Annotated in this window: 23 protein-coding genes and 1 tRNA gene; 12 read left to right on the top strand and 12 right to left on the bottom strand. The window is 63.3% G+C overall.

Annotation, left to right across the window (positions count from 1 at the left end):
• Nucleotides 1-11: 11 nt before the first annotated feature.
• Nucleotides 12-815 (top strand): lipase family alpha/beta hydrolase, encoded by an 804-nt coding sequence (locus tag FKB36_RS02185; protein WP_390895690.1) that lies wholly within the window; start codon nucleotides 12-14, stop codon nucleotides 813-815.
• Here the strand turns inward: FKB36_RS02185 and FKB36_RS02190 are convergent.
• On the bottom strand, nucleotides 769-1,101 hold the full coding sequence (locus tag FKB36_RS02190) for a hypothetical protein (RefSeq protein WP_261596385.1): 333 nt from the start codon (nucleotides 1,099-1,101) through the stop codon (nucleotides 769-771). The genes FKB36_RS02185 and FKB36_RS02190 overlap by 47 nt on opposite strands.
• Nucleotides 1,102-1,413: 312 nt before the next feature.
• Here FKB36_RS02190 and cysK point away from each other — a divergent pair, with 312 nt between their 5' ends.
• Nucleotides 1,414-2,343: a cysteine synthase A gene (gene cysK, locus FKB36_RS02195; protein WP_261596386.1), complete on the top strand. Its 930-nt coding sequence runs from the start codon at nucleotides 1,414-1,416 to the stop codon at nucleotides 2,341-2,343.
• Nucleotides 2,344-2,347: 4 nt separating this feature from the next.
• Nucleotides 2,348-3,301, top strand: a complete 954-nt coding sequence (cysE, locus tag FKB36_RS02200; RefSeq protein WP_261596387.1) for a serine O-acetyltransferase — start codon at nucleotides 2,348-2,350, stop codon at nucleotides 3,299-3,301.
• A gap of 7 nt (nucleotides 3,302-3,308) precedes the next feature.
• Here cysE and nadA read toward each other — a convergent pair whose 3' ends face one another.
• Together nadA and FKB36_RS02210 are read right to left on the bottom strand one after the other, a co-directional pair.
• Nucleotides 3,309-4,274 carry a quinolinate synthase NadA gene (nadA, locus tag FKB36_RS02205; protein ID WP_261596388.1) on the bottom strand — a complete coding sequence of 322 codons (966 nt, stop codon included), beginning with the start codon at nucleotides 4,272-4,274 and terminating at the stop codon, nucleotides 3,309-3,311.
• A 127-nt stretch (nucleotides 4,275-4,401) separates the two neighbouring features.
• Entirely contained in the window at nucleotides 4,402-4,725 is a 324-nt protein-coding gene (locus tag FKB36_RS02210) for a transcriptional regulator (protein WP_261596389.1), read from the bottom strand.
• Nucleotides 4,726-4,840: 115 nt separating this feature from the next.
• Here FKB36_RS02210 and FKB36_RS02215 point away from each other — a divergent pair, with 115 nt between their 5' ends.
• The 5 genes from FKB36_RS02215 to FKB36_RS02235 are packed head-to-tail and all read left to right on the top strand — an operon-like array spanning nucleotide 4,841 to nucleotide 7,266.
• Nucleotides 4,841-4,996, top strand: coding sequence for a hypothetical protein (locus tag FKB36_RS02215; RefSeq protein WP_261596390.1), 156 nt, complete (start codon nucleotides 4,841-4,843; stop codon nucleotides 4,994-4,996).
• A 4-nt stretch (nucleotides 4,997-5,000) separates the two neighbouring features.
• Nucleotides 5,001-5,735 (top strand): HesA/MoeB/ThiF family protein, encoded by a 735-nt coding sequence (locus FKB36_RS02220; protein ID WP_261596391.1) that lies wholly within the window; start codon nucleotides 5,001-5,003, stop codon nucleotides 5,733-5,735.
• Entirely contained in the window at nucleotides 5,732-6,010 is a 279-nt protein-coding gene (locus tag FKB36_RS02225) for a ubiquitin-like small modifier protein 1 (protein WP_261596392.1), read from the top strand. The genes FKB36_RS02220 and FKB36_RS02225 overlap by 4 nt, the downstream gene beginning before the upstream one ends.
• A gap of 14 nt (nucleotides 6,011-6,024) precedes the next feature.
• Nucleotides 6,025-6,438, top strand: a complete 414-nt coding sequence (locus FKB36_RS02230; RefSeq protein ID WP_261596393.1) for a molybdenum cofactor biosynthesis protein MoaE — start codon at nucleotides 6,025-6,027, stop codon at nucleotides 6,436-6,438.
• A gap of 36 nt (nucleotides 6,439-6,474) precedes the next feature.
• Nucleotides 6,475-7,266 (top strand): 4Fe-4S binding protein, encoded by a 792-nt coding sequence (locus FKB36_RS02235; protein WP_261596394.1) that lies wholly within the window; start codon nucleotides 6,475-6,477, stop codon nucleotides 7,264-7,266.
• Between the two features lie 66 nt (nucleotides 7,267-7,332).
• On the opposite strand, the gene FKB36_RS02240 is transcribed toward FKB36_RS02235, so the two are convergent.
• The 4 genes from FKB36_RS02240 to FKB36_RS02255 all read right to left on the bottom strand — a co-directional run bounded on the left by FKB36_RS02240 (nucleotide 7,333) and on the right by FKB36_RS02255 (nucleotide 13,437).
• A complete protein-coding gene (locus FKB36_RS02240; protein ID WP_261596395.1) occupies nucleotides 7,333-8,031 on the bottom strand; it encodes a mechanosensitive ion channel family protein in 699 nt (232 codons plus the stop codon).
• 108 nt (nucleotides 8,032-8,139) lie between these two features.
• Entirely contained in the window at nucleotides 8,140-10,398 is a 2,259-nt protein-coding gene (locus FKB36_RS02245) for an efflux RND transporter permease subunit (RefSeq protein WP_261596396.1), read from the bottom strand.
• A gap of 361 nt (nucleotides 10,399-10,759) precedes the next feature.
• The gene (locus FKB36_RS02250; RefSeq protein ID WP_261596397.1) at nucleotides 10,760-13,021 is read right to left on the bottom strand and encodes an efflux RND transporter permease subunit; all 2,262 of its coding nucleotides are present in this window, start codon (nucleotides 13,019-13,021) and stop codon (nucleotides 10,760-10,762) included.
• Nucleotides 13,018-13,437, bottom strand: a complete 420-nt coding sequence (locus tag FKB36_RS02255) for a hypothetical protein (protein ID WP_261596398.1) — start codon at nucleotides 13,435-13,437, stop codon at nucleotides 13,018-13,020. Before FKB36_RS02255 ends, FKB36_RS02250 begins: the two co-directional genes overlap by 4 nt.
• Nucleotides 13,438-14,197: 760 nt before the next feature.
• Here FKB36_RS02255 and FKB36_RS02260 point away from each other — a divergent pair.
• On the top strand, nucleotides 14,198-14,953 hold the full coding sequence (locus FKB36_RS02260; RefSeq protein WP_261596399.1) for a TrmB family transcriptional regulator: 756 nt from the start codon (nucleotides 14,198-14,200) through the stop codon (nucleotides 14,951-14,953).
• Between the two features lie 39 nt (nucleotides 14,954-14,992).
• Here FKB36_RS02260 and FKB36_RS02265 read toward each other — a convergent pair whose 3' ends face one another.
• Together FKB36_RS02265 and FKB36_RS02270 are read right to left on the bottom strand one after the other, a co-directional pair.
• The gene (locus FKB36_RS02265) at nucleotides 14,993-16,297 is read right to left on the bottom strand and encodes a serpin family protein (RefSeq protein ID WP_261596400.1); all 1,305 of its coding nucleotides are present in this window, start codon (nucleotides 16,295-16,297) and stop codon (nucleotides 14,993-14,995) included.
• A 70-nt stretch (nucleotides 16,298-16,367) separates the two neighbouring features.
• Nucleotides 16,368-16,520 (bottom strand): hypothetical protein, encoded by a 153-nt coding sequence (locus tag FKB36_RS02270; protein WP_261596401.1) that lies wholly within the window; start codon nucleotides 16,518-16,520, stop codon nucleotides 16,368-16,370.
• Between the two features lie 74 nt (nucleotides 16,521-16,594).
• Here FKB36_RS02270 and FKB36_RS02275 point away from each other — a divergent pair, with 74 nt between their 5' ends.
• Complete coding sequence (locus FKB36_RS02275) at nucleotides 16,595-17,017, top strand: pyridoxamine 5'-phosphate oxidase family protein (RefSeq protein WP_261596402.1); 423 nt, start codon at nucleotides 16,595-16,597, stop codon at nucleotides 17,015-17,017.
• A 270-nt stretch (nucleotides 17,018-17,287) separates the two neighbouring features.
• Here FKB36_RS02275 and FKB36_RS02280 read toward each other — a convergent pair.
• Nucleotides 17,288-17,360, bottom strand: a tRNA-His gene (locus tag FKB36_RS02280).
• Between the two features lie 315 nt (nucleotides 17,361-17,675).
• On the opposite strand from FKB36_RS02280, the gene infB reads away from it, so the two are divergent.
• Both infB and FKB36_RS02290 read left to right on the top strand, forming a co-directional pair.
• Nucleotides 17,676-19,466, top strand: a complete 1,791-nt coding sequence (infB, locus tag FKB36_RS02285) for a translation initiation factor IF-2 (protein ID WP_261596403.1) — start codon at nucleotides 17,676-17,678, stop codon at nucleotides 19,464-19,466.
• A 116-nt stretch (nucleotides 19,467-19,582) separates the two neighbouring features.
• Complete coding sequence (locus tag FKB36_RS02290) at nucleotides 19,583-19,981, top strand: 30S ribosomal protein S6e (protein WP_261596404.1); 399 nt, start codon at nucleotides 19,583-19,585, stop codon at nucleotides 19,979-19,981.
• 240 nt (nucleotides 19,982-20,221) lie between these two features.
• On the opposite strand, the gene FKB36_RS02295 is transcribed toward FKB36_RS02290, so the two are convergent.
• Nucleotides 20,222-20,689: a DUF2240 family protein gene (locus FKB36_RS02295; protein WP_261596405.1), complete on the bottom strand. Its 468-nt coding sequence runs from the start codon at nucleotides 20,687-20,689 to the stop codon at nucleotides 20,222-20,224.
• Nucleotides 20,686-21,108, bottom strand: coding sequence for a hypothetical protein (locus FKB36_RS02300; protein ID WP_261596406.1), 423 nt, complete (start codon nucleotides 21,106-21,108; stop codon nucleotides 20,686-20,688). The genes FKB36_RS02295 and FKB36_RS02300 overlap by 4 nt, the downstream gene beginning before the upstream one ends.
• Nucleotides 21,109-21,197 lie beyond the last annotated feature (89 nt).

Below are 21,197 nucleotides of genomic sequence, written 5' to 3' on the forward strand. Positions count from 1 at the left end.
GCCCGGCCGTCCTGGTCCACGGGTGGCGGAGCCACCCCGGCATCTGGAACCGTCTCGCCCCCACGCTCTCGGACGCCGCGGTGCCCTTCTGGAGTTTCGACCACACCGCGATGCAGGACGAAGGGACGAAGGCGATCGCTCTTGCCCTCCAGGACTACATCCACAAAAAGCGGAGAGAGACCGGCTACTCCGGCCCGGTCGACATCGTCTGCCACTCGATGGGAACCTGCATCGCCCGCTACCTCCTCGAGGTTCTCGACGGCGACGACCGTGAGGAGGATGTCCGGCTGCTCGTCGGGATCGGCCCCCCGAACAACGGCTCGGCGATGGCCGAGCTCTTCAACGACCCCGAGCGGGGGCCGGAGGTGATCCGGCGGCTTAGCGGGGTCTTCGTGCCGCAGGACTACGACCCCGGGGAGGATACCATCGTCCAGGAGTTCCGCCCCCGGAGCAGGACGGTTGCGGCGCTCCGGGCCGCCGGGACCCGCGACGACATCGACTACCGGATCGTCCTCGGCGCGAACCTCACCGGGACCCCGGCGTTCTTCCCGGTCTTCGACGGCCGGACCTGGGCGATCGACCCGGACGGCGGTTGGCGGACGACGTATGCCGGCGACGGCATCGTCCCCCACATCGACTCCTACCTCCCCGGGGCCCGGATGGACGTCCTCCCGGCCGACCCCGGGAACCTCGCCCGGGACCCGGAACACTACTGCCACATCCGGCTGCCGAGGAACCCCGAGGTCGTCGCCCGCGTCAGGGACTACCTTACTCTCTCTGCAGGGCCCGCCGCGCGGACTCCGCCCAGGCGTTGATCGCCCGCTCGAGATCCTCGCCTGCCTTCCGCGCCGCCTGCTGGATATGCTCGTGTCCTTCAGGCGTCCCGAAGAGGTGCTGGCCTGTGCTCACCACGTTGTTGACCGCCTTCCGGACCGACTCCGATGTCTCCTGCATCTGCTTCTCGATGGTAGGGGCGGCCTGCTCTGACGTTGCTCCGGCTTCGGGCTCAATTTTCACCGTCGGCTCGGGTTTTACCTCCACCACGGGGTCGGGATCCAGGACCCACCGCCCCATCTCAAAGTGACCTTTTGTCTCGTTCATATGCGTGGTGTATGTCCACCCTGGATAAAAATCAGGCGCTTTTGCATCAGCGCTTCCGCTGCTCGACCTCTCCCGGCAACCTTTCCTCATTATATGGGCATGGCGCAACTTCTATCCCCGAGAACCACGCTTCTCCGGATAACCGTGGGCGATACCGCGCACCTGAACTCACCATGGGCCGTCAGGGGTTCCGGGAGCCTGGATGAGGTCGTGTCTGCGCATTCGTCACTGCGAGGCCCACTTCGTCGACCCGGGATCGCTGGCGACACGGTCGATTCAAGTACCTGAATGACAAGAAGGAGACCGATAGTGATGGGACGGATATACCACGATATCACCTGGACGATCGGGGACACGCCGCTCGTCCGGCTGAATCGGGTGACGGAAGGCTCCCGGGCGACGGTCCTCGCCAAGGTCGAGTCGTTCAACCCGATGGGGAGCGTGAAGGACCGGATCGGGGTCGCGATGATCGACGAGGCCGAGCGGACCGGCAAGATCCGGGAAGGCACGACGATCATCGAGGCGACGAGCGGGAACACCGGGATCGCGCTCGCGTTCGTCTGTGCGGCCCGCGGCTACCGGCTCATGCTCGCGATGCCCGAGACGATGAGCGTGGAACGGCGAAAACTCCTCGCGGCGCTGGGCGCTGAGGTGGTCCTCACGCCCGGACCCGAGGGCATGAAGGGGGCGGTCGATCATGCCGCCCGGCTCGCCGCCGAAGATCCGAACGCCTACTTCATACCCCAGCAGTTCGAGAACCCGGCGAACCCCGCCGTTCACCGCAGGACGACGGCCGAGGAGATCTGGCGGGACACCGACGGAACCGTCGACGCCGCCGTCGCCGGTGTCGGGACGGGCGGGACGATCACCGGGATCGCGGAGGTCATCAAGGCACGAAGACCCACATTTACGGCGATAGCCGTCGAGCCGGCGGAATCTCCCGTCCTCTCCGGCGGGGCGGCCGGGTCGCACCGTATCCAGGGGATCGGGGCCGGGTTCGTGCCGGGCGTCCTCCGGACCGATCTCATCGACGAGGTCGTCCGGGTCACCTCCGCAGACGCCTTTGCGATGAGCCGCCGCCTCGCCCGAAAAGAGGGTATCCTCGCCGGCATCTCGTCCGGGGCGGCGGTCCACGCGGCCTGCGATCTCGCCCGCCGGCCGGAGTTCGAGGGGAAGGTGATCGTCGTGATCCTCCCGGACACCGGCGAGCGTTACTTATCGACCGATCTCTTTGAAGGGTGACGCGGTGACCATCAGGGAAGATATCCAGATGGTCTTCGAGAAAGACCCGGCAGCCCGGTCGACGCTGGAGGTTCTCCTCTGCTACCCGGGCCTCCACGCCATCTGGGCGCACCGGATCGCGCACGCCTTCTACCGCCGCCGGCTCTACTTTCCGGCACGTCTCGTCTCTCATATATCGCGTGCGCTGACCGGGGTCGAGATCCACCCCGGCGCGAAGATCGGCCGCCGGGTCTTCATCGACCACGGCTCGGGGGTCGTGATCGGCGAGACGGCGGAGGTCGGCGACGACGTCCTGATCTACATGGGCGTGGTGCTCGGCGGCACCGCGCTCGAGCGGAAAAAACGACACCCGACGATCGAGGACGGCGTCATCATCGGGTCGGGGGCGAGCGTCCTTGGCCCCATCACCGTCGGGCGCGGGGCGAAGATCGGGGCGGGTTCGGTCGTCGTCCACCCCGTCCCCCCCGGCGCGACGGTCGTCGGGGTTCCGGGCAGGCTTGCCGGCCCCAAGTGCCGGAAGGGCCAGGAGAAACTCGATCGTGGCGACCTCCCCGACCCGATGCTCCGGGTGGTCAGCCGGATGCTCGATCGGCAGAACCGGATCGAGGAGCGGCTCCGGGCGGTGGAGCGGTCAGGATTGGTCCCCGGTAAGCGCCAGCAGGAGATCATGCTTGAGGAGGTGATCCGGGCGGCGCTCAGGGATGTGATCGACCCGGAGGTCGGGATCGACGTCGTCGACCTCGGCCTGATCCGGGGGCTCACCGTCCGGGACTCCTCGGTGCTGGTGGAGATGGTCCTGACCACCGCCGCTTGCCCGCTCGTCGACCACCTCACCGAGCAGGTCCGGCATCGGGTGCTCGACGTGAGCGGCGTCCGGGACGTCGAGGTCCGGGTGCTCGACGAACCCTGGGACTGGGACCGGTTCTTCGGGCAGAGAGACGTTCTCGGGGAACCCTGAAGGCGGTCTACCGCGGCAGGTTCAGCATCCGCTCTATTGCCGTCCGTGCCCGGGCGGCGGTCTCCTCCGGGACCGTCACCCGCGGCTCGCACCGCTCGAGGGCCACGAGCACCTTCGCCGGATCGGTCTTCTTCATGTTGACGCAGACCGCCTTCTTCGAGAGGGGGTAGAAGACCTTCCCCGGGCACTTCTTCTCGAGCTGGTGGAGGATCCCGACCTCGGTGCCGATGACGAACTCCCGGCAGGAACTCGCACAGGCGTGCCGCACCATCCCCGATGTCGAGAAGACATGATCGGCACGGTCGATCACCCCGGGCCGGCACTCGGGGTGGACGAGCACCTCGGCGTCCGGATGAGCGCGGCGGGCTGCCGTGACCTCGTCGGCCGTCATCCGGTCGTGGACGATGCAGTAGCCGTCCCAGGGGAGGATCTCCTTCTTCGTGAACCGGGCGACGTAGTGGGCGAGGTTTCTGTCGGGGAGGAAGATCACCTGCTCCGCGTCGAGCGACTCGACGACGGCGACGGCGTTTGCGGAGGTGCAGCAGATGTCGCTCTCCGCCTTCACTTCGGCCGAGGTGTTGACGTAGGCGACGACGGCGGCCTCCGGGAACCGCTCGCGCAGCACCCGGACCTCGCCGGCGGTGACCATCTCCGCCATCGGGCAGCAGGCATCGGTCGCGGGGAGAAGGACGATCTTTTCCGGCGAGAGGATCGCCGCCGTCTCGGCCATGAAGTCGACGCCGGCAAAGACGATGACGTCGGCATCGATCGTCGCCGCCGCCCGTGCGAGTTCGAGTGAGTCCCCGACGAGATTGGCGACCTCCTGCACTGCCGGGACCTGGTAGTTGTGCGCGAGTATGACGGCGCTCCGCTCTTCTTTCAGTTCGGCTATCCGTTCAGCGAGGGTCTGGTCGGGACTGGTGGACGGGATGATATCACAACCTCTACGGTCAACGATGCGGGCCTTGTTCACAAATGTTATTCCCCGGTACTCTTAACAATGGTTAATGCGCGACGCGGCTCCATCCCGGGCCCCGCAGAGACGATCACCGGGACTTCTCCTCGAGCGTCCTGATGACTGCCGTTCTGGTGCTTCTTCCTTATGTCTCCCTGGCACACGAACTGCCCGGACCGTCTTCCTCGCGGATCTCTGCACAGATCCCGCATATCCGGGCGGCGAGGTCACCCACCTCGCCGGCCTTGAGATCCCGTGCGAGCCGGTTGAGCGATTCCTTCACCTCGCCCTCAAAGACGATCCGGTACCCCCGCTTCCCGGTGCGGTACTGGGAGATCGCCGACGGCGTCATATCGAGAAGGCGGGCGGCCTCCAGCTGGGAGACGCCCATGGCATTCAGTTCTTCCGCGATGGCGGCACGGATCGCGGGCAGCACATTCCATACTATCGACTGGCAGGGGAGTTTCATCAGACCACAACGTTTAATGGTTTCTGAGCAGATCTAACAATAATGTTAACAATTGTTAACTTTGGCGCCGGAGAACAAATACCTTTTTGCGGGGCCGGATTACGGTGTGAGTCTCATGACTGACGGAGGACGACGGTCGGTCTACATGGACCACGTGGCGACGATACCGGTGCGGCAGGAGGTCGCCGGGGCGATGCTCCCCTCCTCGCTCTACGCCCTCGCCCGCGAGGCGAAGGGGTCAGTCGAGGAGGCCCGGGAGAAGGGAGGATAACAAGATGCTCACCGAACAGGAACGGGAGCGCTACGCCCGGCAGATCCCCCTCTTCGGCGAGGAGGGGCAGGATCGGCTGAAAGGTGCGAAGGTCTTCATCGCCGGGGCCGGTGGTCTCGGCTGCCCGATCGCTCTCTATCTCGCCGTCGCCGGTGTCGGGGAGATCCGCATCGCGGATCGGGACACCGTGGAGCGGACCAACCTGAACCGGCAGGTCCTCCACCGGGAGAGCGATATCGGCGAACTGAAGGCCAGGTCCGCGGAGGCGAAACTCCGAGAAGCAAACCCGGATATCCACGTCAAGGCCTTCGCGACGACCATCGACGAGACGAACGTCCGGCACCTCGTGGACGATGCCGACCTGATCGTGGATGCGATGGACAACTTCCCGACCCGCTACCTCCTGAACCGGGAAGCGCTCCAGAGCGGCGTGCCGCTCGTCCACGGTGCCATCCGGGGGTTCGATGGGCAGGCGACGACGATCATCCCAGGCCGGACGGCCTGCCTCGAGTGCATCTTCCCTGAGGCACCACCCGCCGAGGTCTGCCCGGTCGTCGGGACGACCCCGGGGGTGATCGGCCTCATCCAGGCGAACGAGGTGATCAAGTATCTCCTCGGTAAGGAGGACCTCCTCGCCGGCCGGCTCCTCCTCTGGGACGGGCTGGCGACGACGCTTGAGACATACACCGTCGAGCGGCGACCGGACTGCCCCGCCTGCTCTCCGGGGGTGAGGTCATGAAGGTCCGGGTGAAGGCGTTCGCCCGGTTCCGGGAGATCCTCGGGAGCGACCTCTCGATCGACCTCCCCGACGGGGCAGTGATGGCAACGGCCCTTTCCGCGCTCCGCGACATCGCCGGGGACGAGAGCGGCATCATCTTCGATGAGGACGGGGCGCTCCGGGCGCACGTTATCCTGATGCGGAACGGCAAACGGGTGAAGAGAAGCGACCTCGATACGCTCGTCCTTGCGGACGGGGATGAGGTCGCCATATTCCCGCCGGTCGCGGGAGGATGAGGAGGATATAGACCATGATCAGCATTACTCGGGATGTCATCGACGCTGGTGCGATGATCGAGGCGGCGAAGCGGCCGGGCATGGGAGCCCTGGTCACTTTCTGTGGTGCAGTTCGGGACGACGGCGGGATAGAACGGATTGAACTGGAAGCCTACGAAGAGGTGGCAGTCCGTGAACTGGAGAAGATCCGTGACGAGGCGATGCGAGAGTTCCCGATCGAGTCGGTGGATATCGTCCACCGGATAGGGTCTCTTTTTGTCGGCGAGACTATCCTCCTCGTCATCGTCGGAGCCGGGCACAGAAAAGAGGCGTTTGCTGCCAGCGAGTTTATCATCGACCGGCTCAAGCAGACCGTCCCGATCTGGAAGAAGGAGTTTTACCGGGACGGCGAGCGGTGGGTGCCGGGGGAGGCCGGAGGTCAGGGGTGAACCTTTTCTCCCGCCGGGGAGAAGAGATCGATAGCCATGAGCGACGACCTGAAGGCTGCCGTCATCGAGCGGTGCCGGAGGATGGAGATCCCGCTCGTCGGGGTCGCGACAACGGAGCGGTGGGAGAACCCGCCGTTTCTGCCCTGGATGCCGGAGGAGTTCTACCCGCAGTCGATCTTTCCCGAGGCGCGGTCGGTGATCGTCATCGGTCTTCCCGTCCACCTCCCGGTGCTCGAGACCTCCCCCTCGATCTACTACCACGAGTTGTATAAGACCGTCAACACCCTGCTCGACCAGTACACCTACCGGCTCGCCTCCTTCCTCAATGACTGCGGCTACCCCTCGGTCTTCGTCCCCCGCGACGGCTACGGATCCATCGAGGTGCTCCTGAAGAACCCCGTCGCCTTCTTCTCGCACCGCCACGCCGCCCTCCTCGCGGGGCTCGGGACATTCGGTGTCAACAACACCCTCCTCACGCGCGAGTACGGCCCCCGGGTCCGGTTCGGCTCGGTCTTCACCGCCGCGGACCTCCCGCCCGATCCCCTGCTCGCGGACGACCTCTGCACCCGGTGCATGCTCTGCGTCGAGGCCTGCCCCGCGGGTGCGCTCGTTGAGGAGGATTATCCCGAGGGCCTCACCGACAAGGCCGCCTGCGCGCGAAACAGCGCCGACCTCGCCCGCCGCCACATCTCCCCCTGCGGGATCTGCATCAAGGTCTGCCCGGTAGGAGAGGATCGGCGGCATTACGGCCGGGGCGTCCCCGCCGGCGGCGAAGACCCGCGTCACCGCCGGGCCGACGAGCATGTTCGGAGGTACGGCGGGCTGTAAGCCCGCCAACCAAAGCGAGCATGTTCGGAGGTACGGCGGGCTGTAAGCCCGCCGGCCAAAAAAAGGTTATTCTCTTCTCACTCTGCCCATCAACCGGTCCATCATCTCCGGCGCCCGGTCCCGGAGGCCGAACCCGACGATGATGGCGATCGCCGCGCCGAGGCCGAGCCCCGCTCCCCAGGCGATCGGGACGACGAAGACGTAGATGATCGAGAGGTCGATCAGGAGCTGCTGAAGTGCGAGGATGGCGACGACGAAGTAGAGGAACGCCCTAAGCAGCGTTGTGATCAGCCCGAAGCCCTGGATGCTCTGCACCTCCCCCATATTCTGGAGGATGTCCATCAGCCAGTCAATCAGGATGAACCCGACGACAAGGATCAGGATGAACGCGACGACGTTCGGGATATAGGCTACGATTGCCGCGACCGCCGCTGTCAGGGCCGGGATCTGGAGGACGCTGACCGCTGCGAGGATCGCGATGAGGTAGATGAACCAGCGGACGATGAGGTCGAAGAGACGGCTGATGTTCATCGTGGACCGTTCGATCTGCTTGCCGACAGACGTCTTCCGGAGCGCGTCGTCGACGCCGAGCCGATCGAGGACTTCGGCAACGACCCGCCCAAGGATGCGTCCGAGGATCCAGCCGATGATCAGGATGATGATCGCAGCTATTAGGTTCGGGAGAAAGAGAATGACATTACGGGCCAGTTCTTCAACCGGCTCAAATGGCGCCAGAACTTGCGCCGTGAGGTCTCCATTTGCCACGGTATACCACCGGGGGAAGGATCTGGCAGGTACTATATAAAGTTTGATGTCGCCCCCGCGCCCCGGGGTGCAGAGGTGCAGTTGCCAGAAGTGGGGGCGGTGGAGGGGTTACTCCGGGACTACGGCCGCCGCCGGGGCCCGGGAGCGGCCGCCGAAGCGGTGCGCCAGCGAAAGAACCGCCGGCATCACGACGATCGCACCTAAGAGCGAGAACCCGACAGTGATGACCGTCACAATCCCGAAGTTACTGATGATGTTGAACGTCGAGATGGTGAGCGCCGCAAATCCGAAGACCGTCGTCATCCCGGATGCGGTGATGGCCGTCCCGATCTTCTGGACGGCGATCTGGATGGCGTCGAGGAACTCCATGCCCCGGGCGAGTTCCTCCTCGCACCGCTCCATGATCAGGATGGTGTACTCGGACGCGACCCCGATCGTCATCGACCCGAGGACGGCCGTCAGCGGCGTGTAGTCGAGGCCGAGGAGGTACATGATCCCCCCGTTCCAGCCCACGATGAAGACGATCGGGATGACCGGCGCGATGGCGCCGAATTTCCGGTAGACGAGGAGCATGAACCCGAGGATGAAAGCGAACCCGAGCAGGGTCATGTACGTCTTGGACTCAGCGATATCGTCCATGAGGGCAGCGAACATCTCCAGGCTGCCGGTGATCTTCACCGTCACGCCTGCCGGCGGACTGTTCCAGACCGCGTCGCCCTGCATCCTCACCACGAGGTCGCGGGCGACGCTCATCTCCATGTCGACCGTCGAGAACTCGAGGACCGCCTCCATGTTTCCGTTGAGGTAACGCTTCAGGGTCGATTCCGGGATCCGGGCGACGACACTCTCGACCTCCCTCTCAGTCGATGGCAGGACCCCGTCGTTGTATTGCCGGATCAGGGTAGCGATGCTCGTCACACCGGTGATCTTGTCGTTATGTTCCTGCTCGTAGACCCCGAACTGATCTATCCATTCGAGCGTCTCCGGGGAGAGGACGTCGTCCGCGAGCACGATGACCGGGATGGTGCTCGTCGATCCCATCGTCCGGGTAACTTTCTCCAGGTCCTGAAGGGCCGGCATATCCCCCGGGACGAAGGTCTTCTCGTCAGAACTGATGGGGACCTTCTCGTCGAGATAGTATCCGCCTCCCGCGACCACCGCAAAGAGCAGAATGACCGGGATCGGGTATTTTGCGATCGTATAGGCCAGCCTGCCGAGAAAGCGGTCGTACCGCTCCATGATGGGAGCCCCTGACTTCTGAGCGGAATCGGCAGCGGGAGCCTCATGCTTTGGCCGGTAGCGGGTGACGATCGCAAAGACCGGGACGATGACGAGCGCTGCGACGTAACAGCAGACCACCCCGATGGTGCAGACGATCCCGAAATCGGCAACCATCGGCACCGGGGCGAAGAACATCGCGATGAACCCGAGAGCCGTCGCCGTCATCGCGATCAGGACCGAAGGACCCATCTGCGTGACGGTGGCCCACACCGCCTCCGGGATCGTGCTGTTTCGGATCTCCTCGTCGAACCGTGCGTGGAACTGAATTGCATAGTCGATCCCGATCCCGATCATCACCGGGAACGCCCCGATCACCACCATGCTGATCGGGATGCCGAAGATGCCCATGAACCCGAAGGTCATGATGAGCCCGACGGCCACGATCCCGACAGGGAGGAGACTGTAGCGGACGTGGGAGAAGAGGAGCATCACGGCGAGGACCATCAGAAGCATGGCTGCAAGGATCAGCATGCCCATCTGCTCCCCCATCGCCTCCGTCATCTCCTTCGAGAACGCCGGGTTTCCCGAGACCGTGACCGAGATGCCCGGTGGGGGTTCCGATATGCTGATGGCGGACTCGATGTTCTCGACGACCCGCATCTGGGTCTCCAGGCCGACGCCTGTCTCAAGGGCGATGACGCTGATCGTCATCAGGTCCGAGGGCAGCATCCGCTCGACCATCTCGGGAGGAGCCTGTGCGATGATCGCGTTGATCTCCGCCGTGGACGACGGCAAGGTGCCGCTGTTCGCCTGTTTCAGGAGGTCGACGATGCCGGAGACTTCGTCGACGTAGCGTTCGTTCCGGAGGTCTTCCTGGAGGTGATCGATGTATCTGAGCGCATCGGGGTTCCTGACGCTGTCCGCCTCATAGATGATCATGATCGCGTCGGAACCGTAGGTGTCCTTGTAATGGGCAAGGAGCGCGCCGCGGGGCGTGGTCTTGTCGATGTAGGTGTCGTCGCCGGTCTGCATCGTCACCATCGTGAGGCCGAAGCACGCCAGGACGAATATAGCGGCGGCAACCCCGGCGACGGTCCAGGTGTGGTTGTTGATGGCAGCGGCGAGCCATTCATAGGGGTTCTTCATGCGTATTCCTCCGGCGTCTTCTCCCCGTGCTCCGCGATGATCGCCGGGGTCACCGCACGAGCACTTTCGTCGTCATTCTGCCGACCGGACGCTGTAGGTTCCTTCTTCACGGGGGCACGAAGGAACGAAACTCCGAAACGGTCTCCTGGATATTCTTTCCCGGTATACAGGTCTCCACCCCGGGGTTTGCTGGAGTCACGGCAGGTTTCCGGCGCAACAGTGTGGTTGCGCGGTTGACGGCTCTCTGCGCTATATATAGCTCATTTTCAGGGTATAGTTCTTATGGAGCCGATGTCGGCAACACTGCTTCTCGGGGCACACCAAAAAGGAGAATGAGGTACGGTCTGCAAAAAAAGGGGTATCAGTCCGCTACGCCGGCCCCTGCCTGGGCTGGAACCCGGGTGCTCCCCGTATAGCGATACATGATCGAGAGGACTGCCGGCAACGCGATGATCGCGCCCACGAGCGAGAACCCGATGGTGATGACCGTCACAATCCCGAAGTTGGAGATGATGTTGAAGGTCGAGACGGTGAGCGCCGCAAACCCGGAGATCGTCGCCGCCCCTGAGACCGTGATGGCCATCCCGATCTTCTCGACGGCGGTCTGGATGGCTTCGAGGTAGCCGACGCCTTTTGCCAGCTCCTCCTCACACCGCTCCATGATCACGATGGTGTACTCCGAGGCCACGCCGATGCTCATCGATCCGAGGACGGCGGTCAGCGGGGTGTAGTCGAGGCCGAGGAAGTACATGATCGCCCCGCACCAGCCTACGACGAAAGCGATCGGGATGAGCGGCGATACGGCCCCGATCCTCCGGTAGACGAGGAGCAGGAACCCGAAGATGAAGGCGAACCCGAGCAGGGTCATGAACGTCTTGGATTCGGCGATATCGTCCATGAGGGCGGTGAACATCTCCCCGCTGCCGGTGATCTGTACCGTCGCCCCGGCGGGGGGATCGTTCCAGGCTATGTCGCTCTGGATCCCCTCGATGAACGACTTCTGAGCGTCCATCTCCATCGCAACCGTCGAGAACTCAAGCACCGTCTCCATCCTCCCGTTGAGGTAACCCTTCAGGGTCGCCTCCGGGATCCGGGCGACGACGGCGTCAACCTCCGCGCTCGTTGCGGGCAGAACTCCGTTGTTGTATTGCCGGATCAGGGTTGCGACGCTTGTCACGCCGGTCATCTTGTCGTTCTGCTCGAGTTCGTACGTCCCGAACCGATCTATCCATTCGAGCATCTCGAGCGAGAGGACGTCGTCCCCGGCCACGATGATCGGGACGGAGGTCGTCGACCCCATCGTCCGGGTTATCTTCTCCATGTCCTGGAGGGCGGGCATCGTGTCGGGAACGAACGTCTTCTCATCTGCGCTGATGGGGACCTTCTCGTCGAGGTAGTACCCGCCTACCGCAACGACGCCGAAGATCAGGAGGACGGGAAGCGGGTATTTTGCAACGGTATGCGCCATCTTTCCGATGAGGTGCTCATACCGCTCGACGAGAGAATGCCCTGATCCTGAGGTTGGATCGATGGCTTTTGCCTCTTTGGGCCGGTAGTTCGTTATGAGTCCGAAGACCGGGATGATGACGAGCGCCGCAACGTAACAGGAGGCGACTCCTATGGCGCAGACCTTCCCGAAGTCGGCTATCATCGGCACCGGGGCAAAAAACATCGCGATGAACCCGAGCGCCGTCGCCGTCATCGCGATCAGGATCGACGGCCCCATCTGGGTGATGGTCGTCCAGACGGCCTTCGGAAGAGGAGAGCGCCGCGCCTCCTCGTCGAACCGGGCCTGAAACTGGATCGCGTAGTCGATCCCGACCCCGATCAGCACCGGGAACGCCGCAACCACCACCATGCTGACGGGAATCCCGAAGATGCCCATGAGCCCGAAGGTCAGGATGAGCCCGACGGCCACGACCCCGACGGGAAGGAGGCGGTAGCGGACGTGGGAGAAGAGGAGCATCACCGCGATGGTCATGAAGACCATGGCTACAAGGATCAGCGTGCCCATCTCCGCTCCCATCGCCTCGCCCATCTCCTTCGAGAACGCCGGGGTTCCTGAGACAATGACCGAGACGCCCGGCGGAGGTTCCGATATGCCGATGATCGTCTCGATATTTTCGAGGACCTGCCCCTGGACCTGTGTGGAGACGCCCGGTTCAAGGTTGATGACGCTGATCGTCATCAGATCCGAGGGCAGCATCCGCTCGACCATCGCCGGTGGGGCCTGTGCGATGATGGCGTCGATCTCCGCCGTGGACGACGGCAGGGTGCCGCTGTTCGCCTGTTTCAGGAGGTCGACGACGCCGGATACCCCATCGACATAGCGCTCGTTCCGGAGGTCTTCCTGGAGATGATCGATATAATCGAGGACCTCGGGATTTCGGACACTGTCCGCCTCGTAGATGAGCATGATCGCGTCGGAGCCGTAGGTGTCCTTGTAATGGGCAAGGAGCGCGCCGCGGGGGGTGTCTTTGTCGATGTAGGTGTCGTCGCCGGTCTGCATCGTCACCATCGTGAGGCCGAAGAGCGCCAGGAGGAAAACGGCCGCCGCGACCCCGGCGACGATCCAGGTATGGTTGTTGACGGCGTCTGCGAGCCGCTCGTAGGGGTTCTTCATGCGCGCTTCTCCGGCATGCCTGCCCCGTACTCCGCGATGATCGCCATGGTCACAGCGTGAGCGATCTCGCCATCGCTCCTGCCGCCGTGCTCGATTCCATAGTCTTCCGCCATGCCCCGGAGTCTTGCGGGGTCGAGGATCCGGTAACCTCGGCCGTTCTCCCCGGATTTAGCCGTTACCGTGAGAATGGACGAGAAGAGGGACGCTGCCGGCTCTTCCTCCATGGCGAGACGGTGCAGCAGGGCTACAGCCCGCCGGCTGTCCGGCGGGGGGTTGAATCCCGCCTCGATCCAGACCTGGCCGGTCTCCTCGATATGCGATTCTTTGCAGGATGTTTTGTGGTAAACCGGCGTTCTGCACGGAGATACTCCGGTACCCCCACAGGATCCGGTATTGCAGGTGGTTGCGTAGTTCACGGCTCTCCTCGTAACAAATGGCTCGTTTGCTGGTGTGATCTTTTGAGAGACAGAACATCAATCTGGTGCAACTCAGGCGGGGGCCAGAATCGGATCCGGGGCTCTCAGCGGGGTTTTCTGCAGCCGGTCCCTCTCATGCCGGCCGGTGCTGCAGGACCCGGGGGTTTACAGGGTTTATCGCGCAGGAATCGTTCACCTCCGGCGAGGTCCGCCATCTCATCATCGAGGAGGCAACCTCTTCCGGGAACGGGCTGCTCCCGGGTCTCAACCCGGAGAGTTCGGTCACGCGTGGCAAAGCACTGCGGGCATTTCTGAAGAACCGAAGTCGGCGGTTCGTAGAATAGTCGGGCACCAGCAGGATCGCGCGGTGAACGCCTGCGCGGGGGCGAGCGGCGTCTGGGAGGTGTGTCGGGAAACGGACGGTTCGGGCGGCGGTTCAGCCGCGTCCGTCTGTTCCCGTCAGGTGATCCAGGGGAGCCGACGGCGGCTCCCCCGGTCTTCGGAGGGTGGATACATCCGAGCATCTGTTCAGGTGGTATCGCTCTTCTATGCTGCTCCCGTTCGCTCTTGTCGGAACGGTCTTTTTCTAAGGCGGGTATTCCCGATCTGGTGTTTCCAGATCGCTGAAGCCGGTATCCGGCCTCTAACAGGAGGCTGCTCCGGTTAAGGGCAGTCTTGCGAGGAGAGTCGAGCCCTCTCTCGCTGATCTATCTATATCCCGGCGTAAACCATAAGTTTGTTGCAACCCAATAGAGGTGCAATGGCTGCTGAGATAGTCCCCGGGCTCCGCGCCCTCGGGATGAACGAGTACGAGGCGAGCGTCTACTCTACGCTTGTCGGGCTGCAGAAGGCGACCGCCCGGGATATTCACGAGATGAGCAGGGTTCCCCGGGGCCGGATCTACGACATCTTAAACGATCTGGCCCGGCGGGGTTTCATCGCCGTGGAAGAAGGTTCTCCGGCATCCTACTACGTGCTCGACGTCGACGTGGTCTTCGACCGGCTCAAGGGCGATTACATCCGTTCTCTCGAAGAGACGCGCGAGGCGCTCAAGAGCCTCTCGGTCAAACCGCGCCTTCCCCCGGACTCGTTCTTCATCCTCCGGAGCGGGTGGGCGATTGAGAACCATATTTCTGCGCTCTTCCGGCGGGTGAAGGGGAGCATGGTGATCCTCTGCTACAACCCCGAGTTCCTCCGGAAGTATTACGCGACCATCAAGCCGCTGGAGAGGAAGATCGATCTCTACGTGGTCGTGCAAAAAGGGGAGGAATGTGTCGACATCAACCTCCCGATCTATGAGGCCAGGGGAACCGTGGCCGAGCTCCTGAATACCCGGCCGGTGAACGAGTCGGTGATGGAGGGCCGCAGGAAGGATGAGTGCGCGATCCTGGTCGACAGCCGTGACTTCTTTGCGATCGCCACCGCGGGGTCCGGGCGGTATGCGGTGATCGGGTCGGACATGCCGATCATCGGATACCTGCAGAAGACGATCGTCGAGCGGCTCAAGGAGGCGTGAGACGGCGGCCGGTCGCCGCCGTCTCTCCCCGACCGCCCCTTACGCGCTCTCCGGGTTCGCGACCCTTCCTGCAAAGAGGATCGTGCCGGAATCCTCCTCGACGATGAGGAAGACGAACGGGTGGTCCGCCCGGAAGACGGGCGTGGTGTCCCCGCCGGGCGCACTCTTTATGTTCATGATGACCCCGGTCGCCGCCGCGGCCTCGGTCCCCTCCTCGCTCACGTCGACGAACGCCTTATGGACGACGTCGCTGATGAAGAGCCTGTCTGTCCCGTCCATCCCCGCGAAGTCGGCATCGCCGGAGAACGCCGTCGGCATCCCCATCGCCGAAAGCGTCGAGGGGAGGCTGTACGTCGTCTCGAGCGTGAACTTCGGGAAGACGACCCTGACCCGCCGATCGGTCAGCGACTCCCGGAGGTCCGCGAGCGTCTCCGCATCCAGTACCTCTTCCGCCGCCGTCAGGTTGTCTTCCTTCGGGAGGAGGACGAGCATCGAGAGTTCTGTTCCGTTTCCGTGTGCGTACGGCATCCTGAGCACCTGGAGGTTGTCGGTCTCCGCGTACCCGTAGATCGCATCCTCGTCCGTGCGGTGCATCATCGGAACCCGGACCGCCTCGCCCGGAGCGACCCGGAACTCCTCCTCGGTCGTCTCGGCGGGGTCGAACTGCTTGACCCAGGTGCCCTTGAAGTAGATCGCGTTCGTGATCACGAGCCGGGTCATGGGGTCGACCGAACCGGCGGGGAGGAGGTCGCGGATCTTATCCTCGGTCTTCTCCTCCACCCAGCGGTTGATGGTCTCGCGCGACGCTTCAGCGTCGCCGGCGAAGTCGAGGTTCGTGACGTTTGCCGAGTACCACCGTGCGGCCGTATCGACATATGCCGGGAGGAACGGGTAGGCCTCCTCCGCCCAGAGGGCGTTTGCGGTGCGGAGAGTGTAGTTCTCGTCCCCGCGGTTCAGGACGGCATCGAGCCCGGCAAACCCGGATCTCCGAAGGGTCTCGTTCTGTGGGAGGTGAAGCACCGACCCGATCTCGTCGCCGGTCGCGCCCCGGGCGCCCTCGTAGGTGATCGCGAGGGCCGAGGAGATACTGTAGGGCGAGAAGAAGATGTTTTTACCCGCAGATCCCGGGTCGCCTGCAATCTGCCGGTAGAGGTCGAACCCGAACTGGTTGTTCCCCGCCGAGACGTTGCCGACGCCTCCGGCATCCGGTCCCGGCGTCTCCTGCCCGGCGGGAGGGGCCGACTGCCCGGACGTCGTTTGCGGTACATCGGTGCATCCCGCGGCGATGCAGCCGATCGTGATGAGGCCTGCGAGGAGCAGCAGGCCGATGATCCTCCTGTTCATGAAATGCGATATGGTGCATCGGATAGTTATACCTGGCGTTAACGACGATTCTTTTCGAATCCTTCCCCTCTCAGTGCAGCACCTGTTCGATGCGTCTCCTCCCGAGCGCCTCCCGGAACTCGATTGGGAGCATCTGCAGGTTCAGATAGACGTAGCGGTAGCCGCCCGGGGATGATCTCCTCAGAACGTTAGCGGGGTGCTGCACCGGAACACCTATGAGCATGCCCGGGAAACAGTCCCGGGCCTGCACATAGTCCTGACATCGTCAGGGCGCAGTCGTTTCCGATGTGATGATCCATGGTAGTAATGCCCGATGCCCTCATTGCGCTCCTGAAGGAGTGGCATTCCGTCCCTGTCGCGACCACCGGGGCCGATGGGATGCCCAATGTTGCAGCCAAATCGGTCATGGTCAGGGATCCCGAGACTATCGTCTGGGGCGAACTCTATTTCATGCAGACCTACGAGAACCTCACGCGGCACCCGATTGCGTCGCTCTGTGTCTGGGAGTGGACCCCGCCGTTCACCGCGTACAAGGTGAAGGGTCGGGTCGTGATCCACAGGCATGATGAAGTGACAGCGGCGCTTGACAGGAGCGTCTGGGCCGGGCACACCGGGGAGTTTGCGGCTCGCATAGAAGGGATGGCGGCGGTCGTCCTCACGGTCGAAGAGATTTACGACCAGACCCCCCGGATCGAGGGAGCAGGAAAGCGAATTGCGTAGGTCTTAGGGATGAACAGCCCCGCGCTCTCGGACGAGGATGGGTCAATCTTCAATTTTCGGTTCTGGTTTCCTGCCGATATACCCGGATGTATGCGGTAGCATCTTTGGTAAGCTGTTTCTCGGCGATCCCCTGCTGGATCGGTGCGCCGAAGCACCTCCTGTCCGGCGAGGTGCAGCGACCGCGATCCCCGGGTTGGTGCCGTGAACGCTTCTCCCGTGCAGACGAGGTTATGTAACGAGATAGATAGAGAATCGGAACAGAAATAGGAAGGCCAGGGCCGAGATTCGAACCCGGGTCGAGGGATCCACAGTCCCTTAGGATAACCGACTACCCCACCCTGGCAAAGTACTCATAATAATTGGCAGTCGGATTTGATTAAGGTATCTCTCCGGTCTGCTCGACGCGCATCCTGCCGGGGCTCCCAGGCGGTGCCGGGAAACCCGGCTGCCATACCACCTCATTCGGCCGCCTTCGACCGCGGGAATACGCAGCGGGGCGAATTATTAATAGATGCCATGCTCTATAACGTACCAGTGTTCCGGGCGCCGAGCGACGCCCCGGAGGTGGGGGAATCACCCTTACACCGGCGTGATTCAGGAAAGAACGGCTAATTTCTCAGAATTTTTCGGATCAGCCCGTCAATAAAAGATACCGAAGGTGATTATCACGACAAAGCAATCAACGATCAGAACCCCCATCGTCTGCGTGATGGGCCACGTCGACCACGGCAAGACCTCGCTCCTCGACAGGATCCGGGGCTCCTCCGTGGTCTCGACCGAGGAAGGCGCAATTACGCAGCATATCGGCGCCACGCTCGTTCCCATCGACGCGATCACCCGCATGGGCGGAGCCCTGAGCAAGGTCAGCGTCAACGTCCCGGGTCTCCTCTTCATCGACACCCCCGGGCACCACGCCTTCACCACGCTGCGTGCACGCGGCGGGGCGCTCGCCGACATGGCGATCGTCGTGGTGGACATCAACGAGGGGTTCCGCCCCCAGACGATCGAGGCGCTCCAGATCCTGCGCAACTACAAGACGCCGTTCGTCATCGCGGCAAACAAGGTCGATCGCATCCCCGGGTGGCGCGTCCAGCAGAATCAGCCGTTCTTAAAGACGTTTGCACAGCAGAATGAACGTGTCCAGGGCATGCTCGAGACGAAGGTGTATGAACTCGTCGGCAAACTCTCCGATCTCGGGTTCAACTCCGAGCGGTTCGACCGGGTCTCGGACTTCGCGCGAAACATCTGCATCGTGCCGACGAGCGCCATCACCGGCGAAGGTCTCCCCGACATCCTGATAGTGCTGATCGGGCTTGCCCAGCGCTACATGACCGAGAGCCTCAAGGTCAGCGCCGAGGGTCCCGGCGTCGGCACCGTCCTCGAGGTGAAGGAGGAGCGGGGGCTCGGGATGACGCTCGACCTGATCCTCTACGACGGGAACCTGAAGGTCGGGGACGAGATCGTCGTCGCAGGAAACGACCAGATCATCGAGACGAAAGTGCGCTCTCTCTTGAAACCCCGACCTATGAGCGAGATCCTGATCGAGGAGCGGTTCGAGCGGGTCAAGTCCGTCACCGCCGCTGCGGGTATCAAGGTCGCCGCCCCGAAACTCGACGGGGTCATCGCGGGCTCCCCCCTCCGCGTCGTCCGGGGCGGCAACCGGGAAGAGGTGATCGAGCGCGTCCGCCACGAGGTCCAGGACATCGAGGTGAACCTCTCCGATGTCGGGGTCATCATCCGGGCGGACACTATCGGTGCCCTCGAAGCGCTCTCAAAGGAACTCGAAGGCCACCAGATCCAGGTGATGCGGGCGACCGTGGGGCCGGTCACCCGCCACGACGTCCTTGAGGCGGGAACGATCCGTGACCCACTCTACAGCGCGATCGTCGCCTTCAACACTCCGGTCCTCCCCGACGCGGTCGACGCCCTGACAGATACGGCGACGTCCCACGTCAGCATATTCGAGGGCGGCGTCATCTACCAGCTCCTCGACGACTACGTTGAGTGGAGGGAGGAGAAGAAGCAGGAGTTCGAGCGGCAGAAGTTCGAGAAGCTGATCATGCCCGCAAAGATCCGGATCCTCCCGAACTGCGTCTTCCGGCAGAGCAACCCTGCGGTGGTCGGCGTCAGGATCCTCGGCGGGAAACTCCAGAGCGGGGTCGACCTCGCCCTCCCGAACGGCAAGAAGATCGGCCGCATCAAGCAGATTCAGGCGAAGAACGAGTCGGTCCAGGAAGCGGAGGCGGGCAAGGAGGTGGCGATCTCGATCGAGGGGCCGACGGTCGGCCGCCAGATCAACGTCGACGACGACCTCTACGTGGATATCCCGGAGCGGCACGTGAAGGTGATCGAGCGCGAGATGATCGACCAGTTGAGCCCGAGCCTGCGCGAGACCCTGGAGGAGTTCACCATCCTCAAGCGTCGGGAAGACCCCTTCTGGGGGAAGTGACCCGTTCCCGGAAAGCGCGGCCCGCTCCCGGCCGCCGCTCTCCTCTAACCCTGTAGAGGTAGTCTTTTAATACCATATTCTCAAATTGTATAGGTACTTTCGAAGGAGTCGTCAACATGGCAGATTTCAAGATCATCCTATCTGACCCGGAGACCGGGCGTTCATATAAGATCGATGCGACCGGCCCCACCGCCGGAGCGTTCATCGGCAAGCGTATCGGCGAAGAGATCGACGGAAACGTCCTCGGCTTTGCGGGCTACACGATCAAGATCACCGGCGCCACGGACAAGACCGGTATTCCCTCCCGCCGCGACCTCCCCGGCCCGTCACGCCGGAGACTCCTCCTCTCCAAGGGCGTCGGGTTCCACCCGGTCATGGACGGGGAGCGCCGCAGGAAGTCGGTGCGTGGCAACGAGATCAGCGCCGATAGCGTTCAGATCAATGCTGCCGTGAAACAGAGCGGCGCAAAACCCCTGGCAGAATACTTCAGCCAGCCCGAGGCGGCGGCCGAATAAATCAGCCCCCAATCTTTTCTACAGCATTACTTCTCGGGGCTGATCCGCCCGTACCCTCATCGTTGTTCTACCGGCTGCGCCAGGGCTCCCTGAGCGTGGCGGGGCACCCGCATATCGCGGCGGTGAGCGCTGCTCCCGGGTCTCCCTCGCATGCCGGGGGCGAGCAGTGCCGCTTCGCGGTAGTAGCCGCTCCAGGCCGCGCCCTCAAGCCCGGCAGGTGTAAATCTAAAAAAGTGTCTTCTACCGTTTTTTCGCGACCGATCGCTCCAGGGCCGGCAGTTTGTCGTCGAACGCCACCCCGTACTTCTTCGCGAGGATGACCACCGCCGCCTCCACCCGGATGTTGCCGTCGAAGTTGTCGGCAACGATCCGGTGGAGCTCCGCGACGACCTCCTGGGGCGGCTTCTCCGTCGCGGCGGCGATCCGCCCGATCAGCTCCTCGTAGGGGCTCTCCGCCGATGCGAGGACGTCGGAGGTGGGCTTGAACCCGAGCGGTATCGAGACCTCGGCGAGATCGAAGAGCGGCCGGATGGCTCCCCCGTCAACCTCGATGAGCCCCTCTGCCTTCGCCCGCTCCAGGAGCTGGTTTACCTGCTCCTTGTTCATCCACTTCCGGTCGATGGCGATGTAGAAGACAAACTCGCTCTTCTGCAGCCGATCTTTGCGCATGTGCTTGAACGGCGCGGCGACCGCTATCCTGACGCTCACTCGCAGGCACCCTTGAGCATCTTTCGCAGATCCATCGCGTCCATCTCCCCGAGCCGCCCCTCCTTCGCGACGTAGCACTCCGTCACCGCACCTCTGTCGACAAGCCGGAGGAAGAAGACGTTATCTGAGACCGGGAGCCTTTTTTCAGGGGTGAGCAGCGTCCTCTGGAGGTCGACCCGGAAGTCCGCCGTTTCCGTGACATTCTCGGCGAGCGGCACGAGATCGTTCAGATCGAGGAACTGTGTCCGCCCGTCCGCGATCAGGACGAGTATCCGCTCCTTGACGAGCCCGTCGGCACCCCGTGCGGTGGTATGGGTGTCGTGCATCCGGGCTATACAGGCAAGGACGTCCCGGAACGGCCGGTTGATCTCAAAATCGAGGTCGATGGATTGGGGGAAACGATGGTATATCCTGCGCATCACTAGAACTGAGATCCGCGGAACGTAAAAAGGATCTGATCGCGCCGGAGGCGCAAACGTTTTCTCCACATCCTGCCCTCCCTGCACCC

Origin of the sequence: Methanoculleus formosensis (assembly GCF_025384765.1) — an archaeon.
Classification (GTDB): domain Archaea; phylum Halobacteriota; class Methanomicrobia; order Methanomicrobiales; family Methanoculleaceae; genus Methanoculleus; species Methanoculleus formosensis.

What these genes read in the sequence shown, in the direction of transcription:
- FKB36_RS02190 (WP_261596385.1), bottom strand. Translation starts at nt 1,101, where the DNA reads ATGAACGAGACAAAAGGTCACTTTGAGATGGGGCGGTGGGTCCTGGAT.
- cysK (WP_261596386.1), top strand. Translation starts at nt 1,414, where the DNA reads ATGGGACGGATATACCACGATATCACCTGGACGATCGGGGACACGCCG.
- FKB36_RS02210 (WP_261596389.1), bottom strand. Translation starts at nt 4,725, where the DNA reads ATGAAACTCCCCTGCCAGTCGATAGTATGGAATGTGCTGCCCGCGATC.
- FKB36_RS02215 (WP_261596390.1), top strand. Translation starts at nt 4,841, where the DNA reads ATGACTGACGGAGGACGACGGTCGGTCTACATGGACCACGTGGCGACG.
- FKB36_RS02220 (WP_261596391.1), top strand. Translation starts at nt 5,001, where the DNA reads ATGCTCACCGAACAGGAACGGGAGCGCTACGCCCGGCAGATCCCCCTC.
- FKB36_RS02225 (WP_261596392.1), top strand. Translation starts at nt 5,732, where the DNA reads ATGAAGGTCCGGGTGAAGGCGTTCGCCCGGTTCCGGGAGATCCTCGGG.
- FKB36_RS02230 (WP_261596393.1), top strand. Translation starts at nt 6,025, where the DNA reads ATGATCAGCATTACTCGGGATGTCATCGACGCTGGTGCGATGATCGAG.
- FKB36_RS02235 (WP_261596394.1), top strand. Translation starts at nt 6,475, where the DNA reads ATGAGCGACGACCTGAAGGCTGCCGTCATCGAGCGGTGCCGGAGGATG.
- FKB36_RS02245 (WP_261596396.1), bottom strand. Translation starts at nt 10,398, where the DNA reads ATGAAGAACCCCTATGAATGGCTCGCCGCTGCCATCAACAACCACACC.
- FKB36_RS02250 (WP_261596397.1), bottom strand. Translation starts at nt 13,021, where the DNA reads ATGAAGAACCCCTACGAGCGGCTCGCAGACGCCGTCAACAACCATACC.
- FKB36_RS02260 (WP_261596399.1), top strand. Translation starts at nt 14,198, where the DNA reads ATGGCTGCTGAGATAGTCCCCGGGCTCCGCGCCCTCGGGATGAACGAG.
- FKB36_RS02265 (WP_261596400.1), bottom strand. Translation starts at nt 16,297, where the DNA reads ATGAACAGGAGGATCATCGGCCTGCTGCTCCTCGCAGGCCTCATCACG.
- FKB36_RS02270 (WP_261596401.1), bottom strand. Translation starts at nt 16,520, where the DNA reads ATGCTCATAGGTGTTCCGGTGCAGCACCCCGCTAACGTTCTGAGGAGA.
- FKB36_RS02275 (WP_261596402.1), top strand. Translation starts at nt 16,595, where the DNA reads ATGGTAGTAATGCCCGATGCCCTCATTGCGCTCCTGAAGGAGTGGCAT.
- FKB36_RS02290 (WP_261596404.1), top strand. Translation starts at nt 19,583, where the DNA reads ATGGCAGATTTCAAGATCATCCTATCTGACCCGGAGACCGGGCGTTCA.
- FKB36_RS02300 (WP_261596406.1), bottom strand. Translation starts at nt 21,108, where the DNA reads ATGCGCAGGATATACCATCGTTTCCCCCAATCCATCGACCTCGATTTT.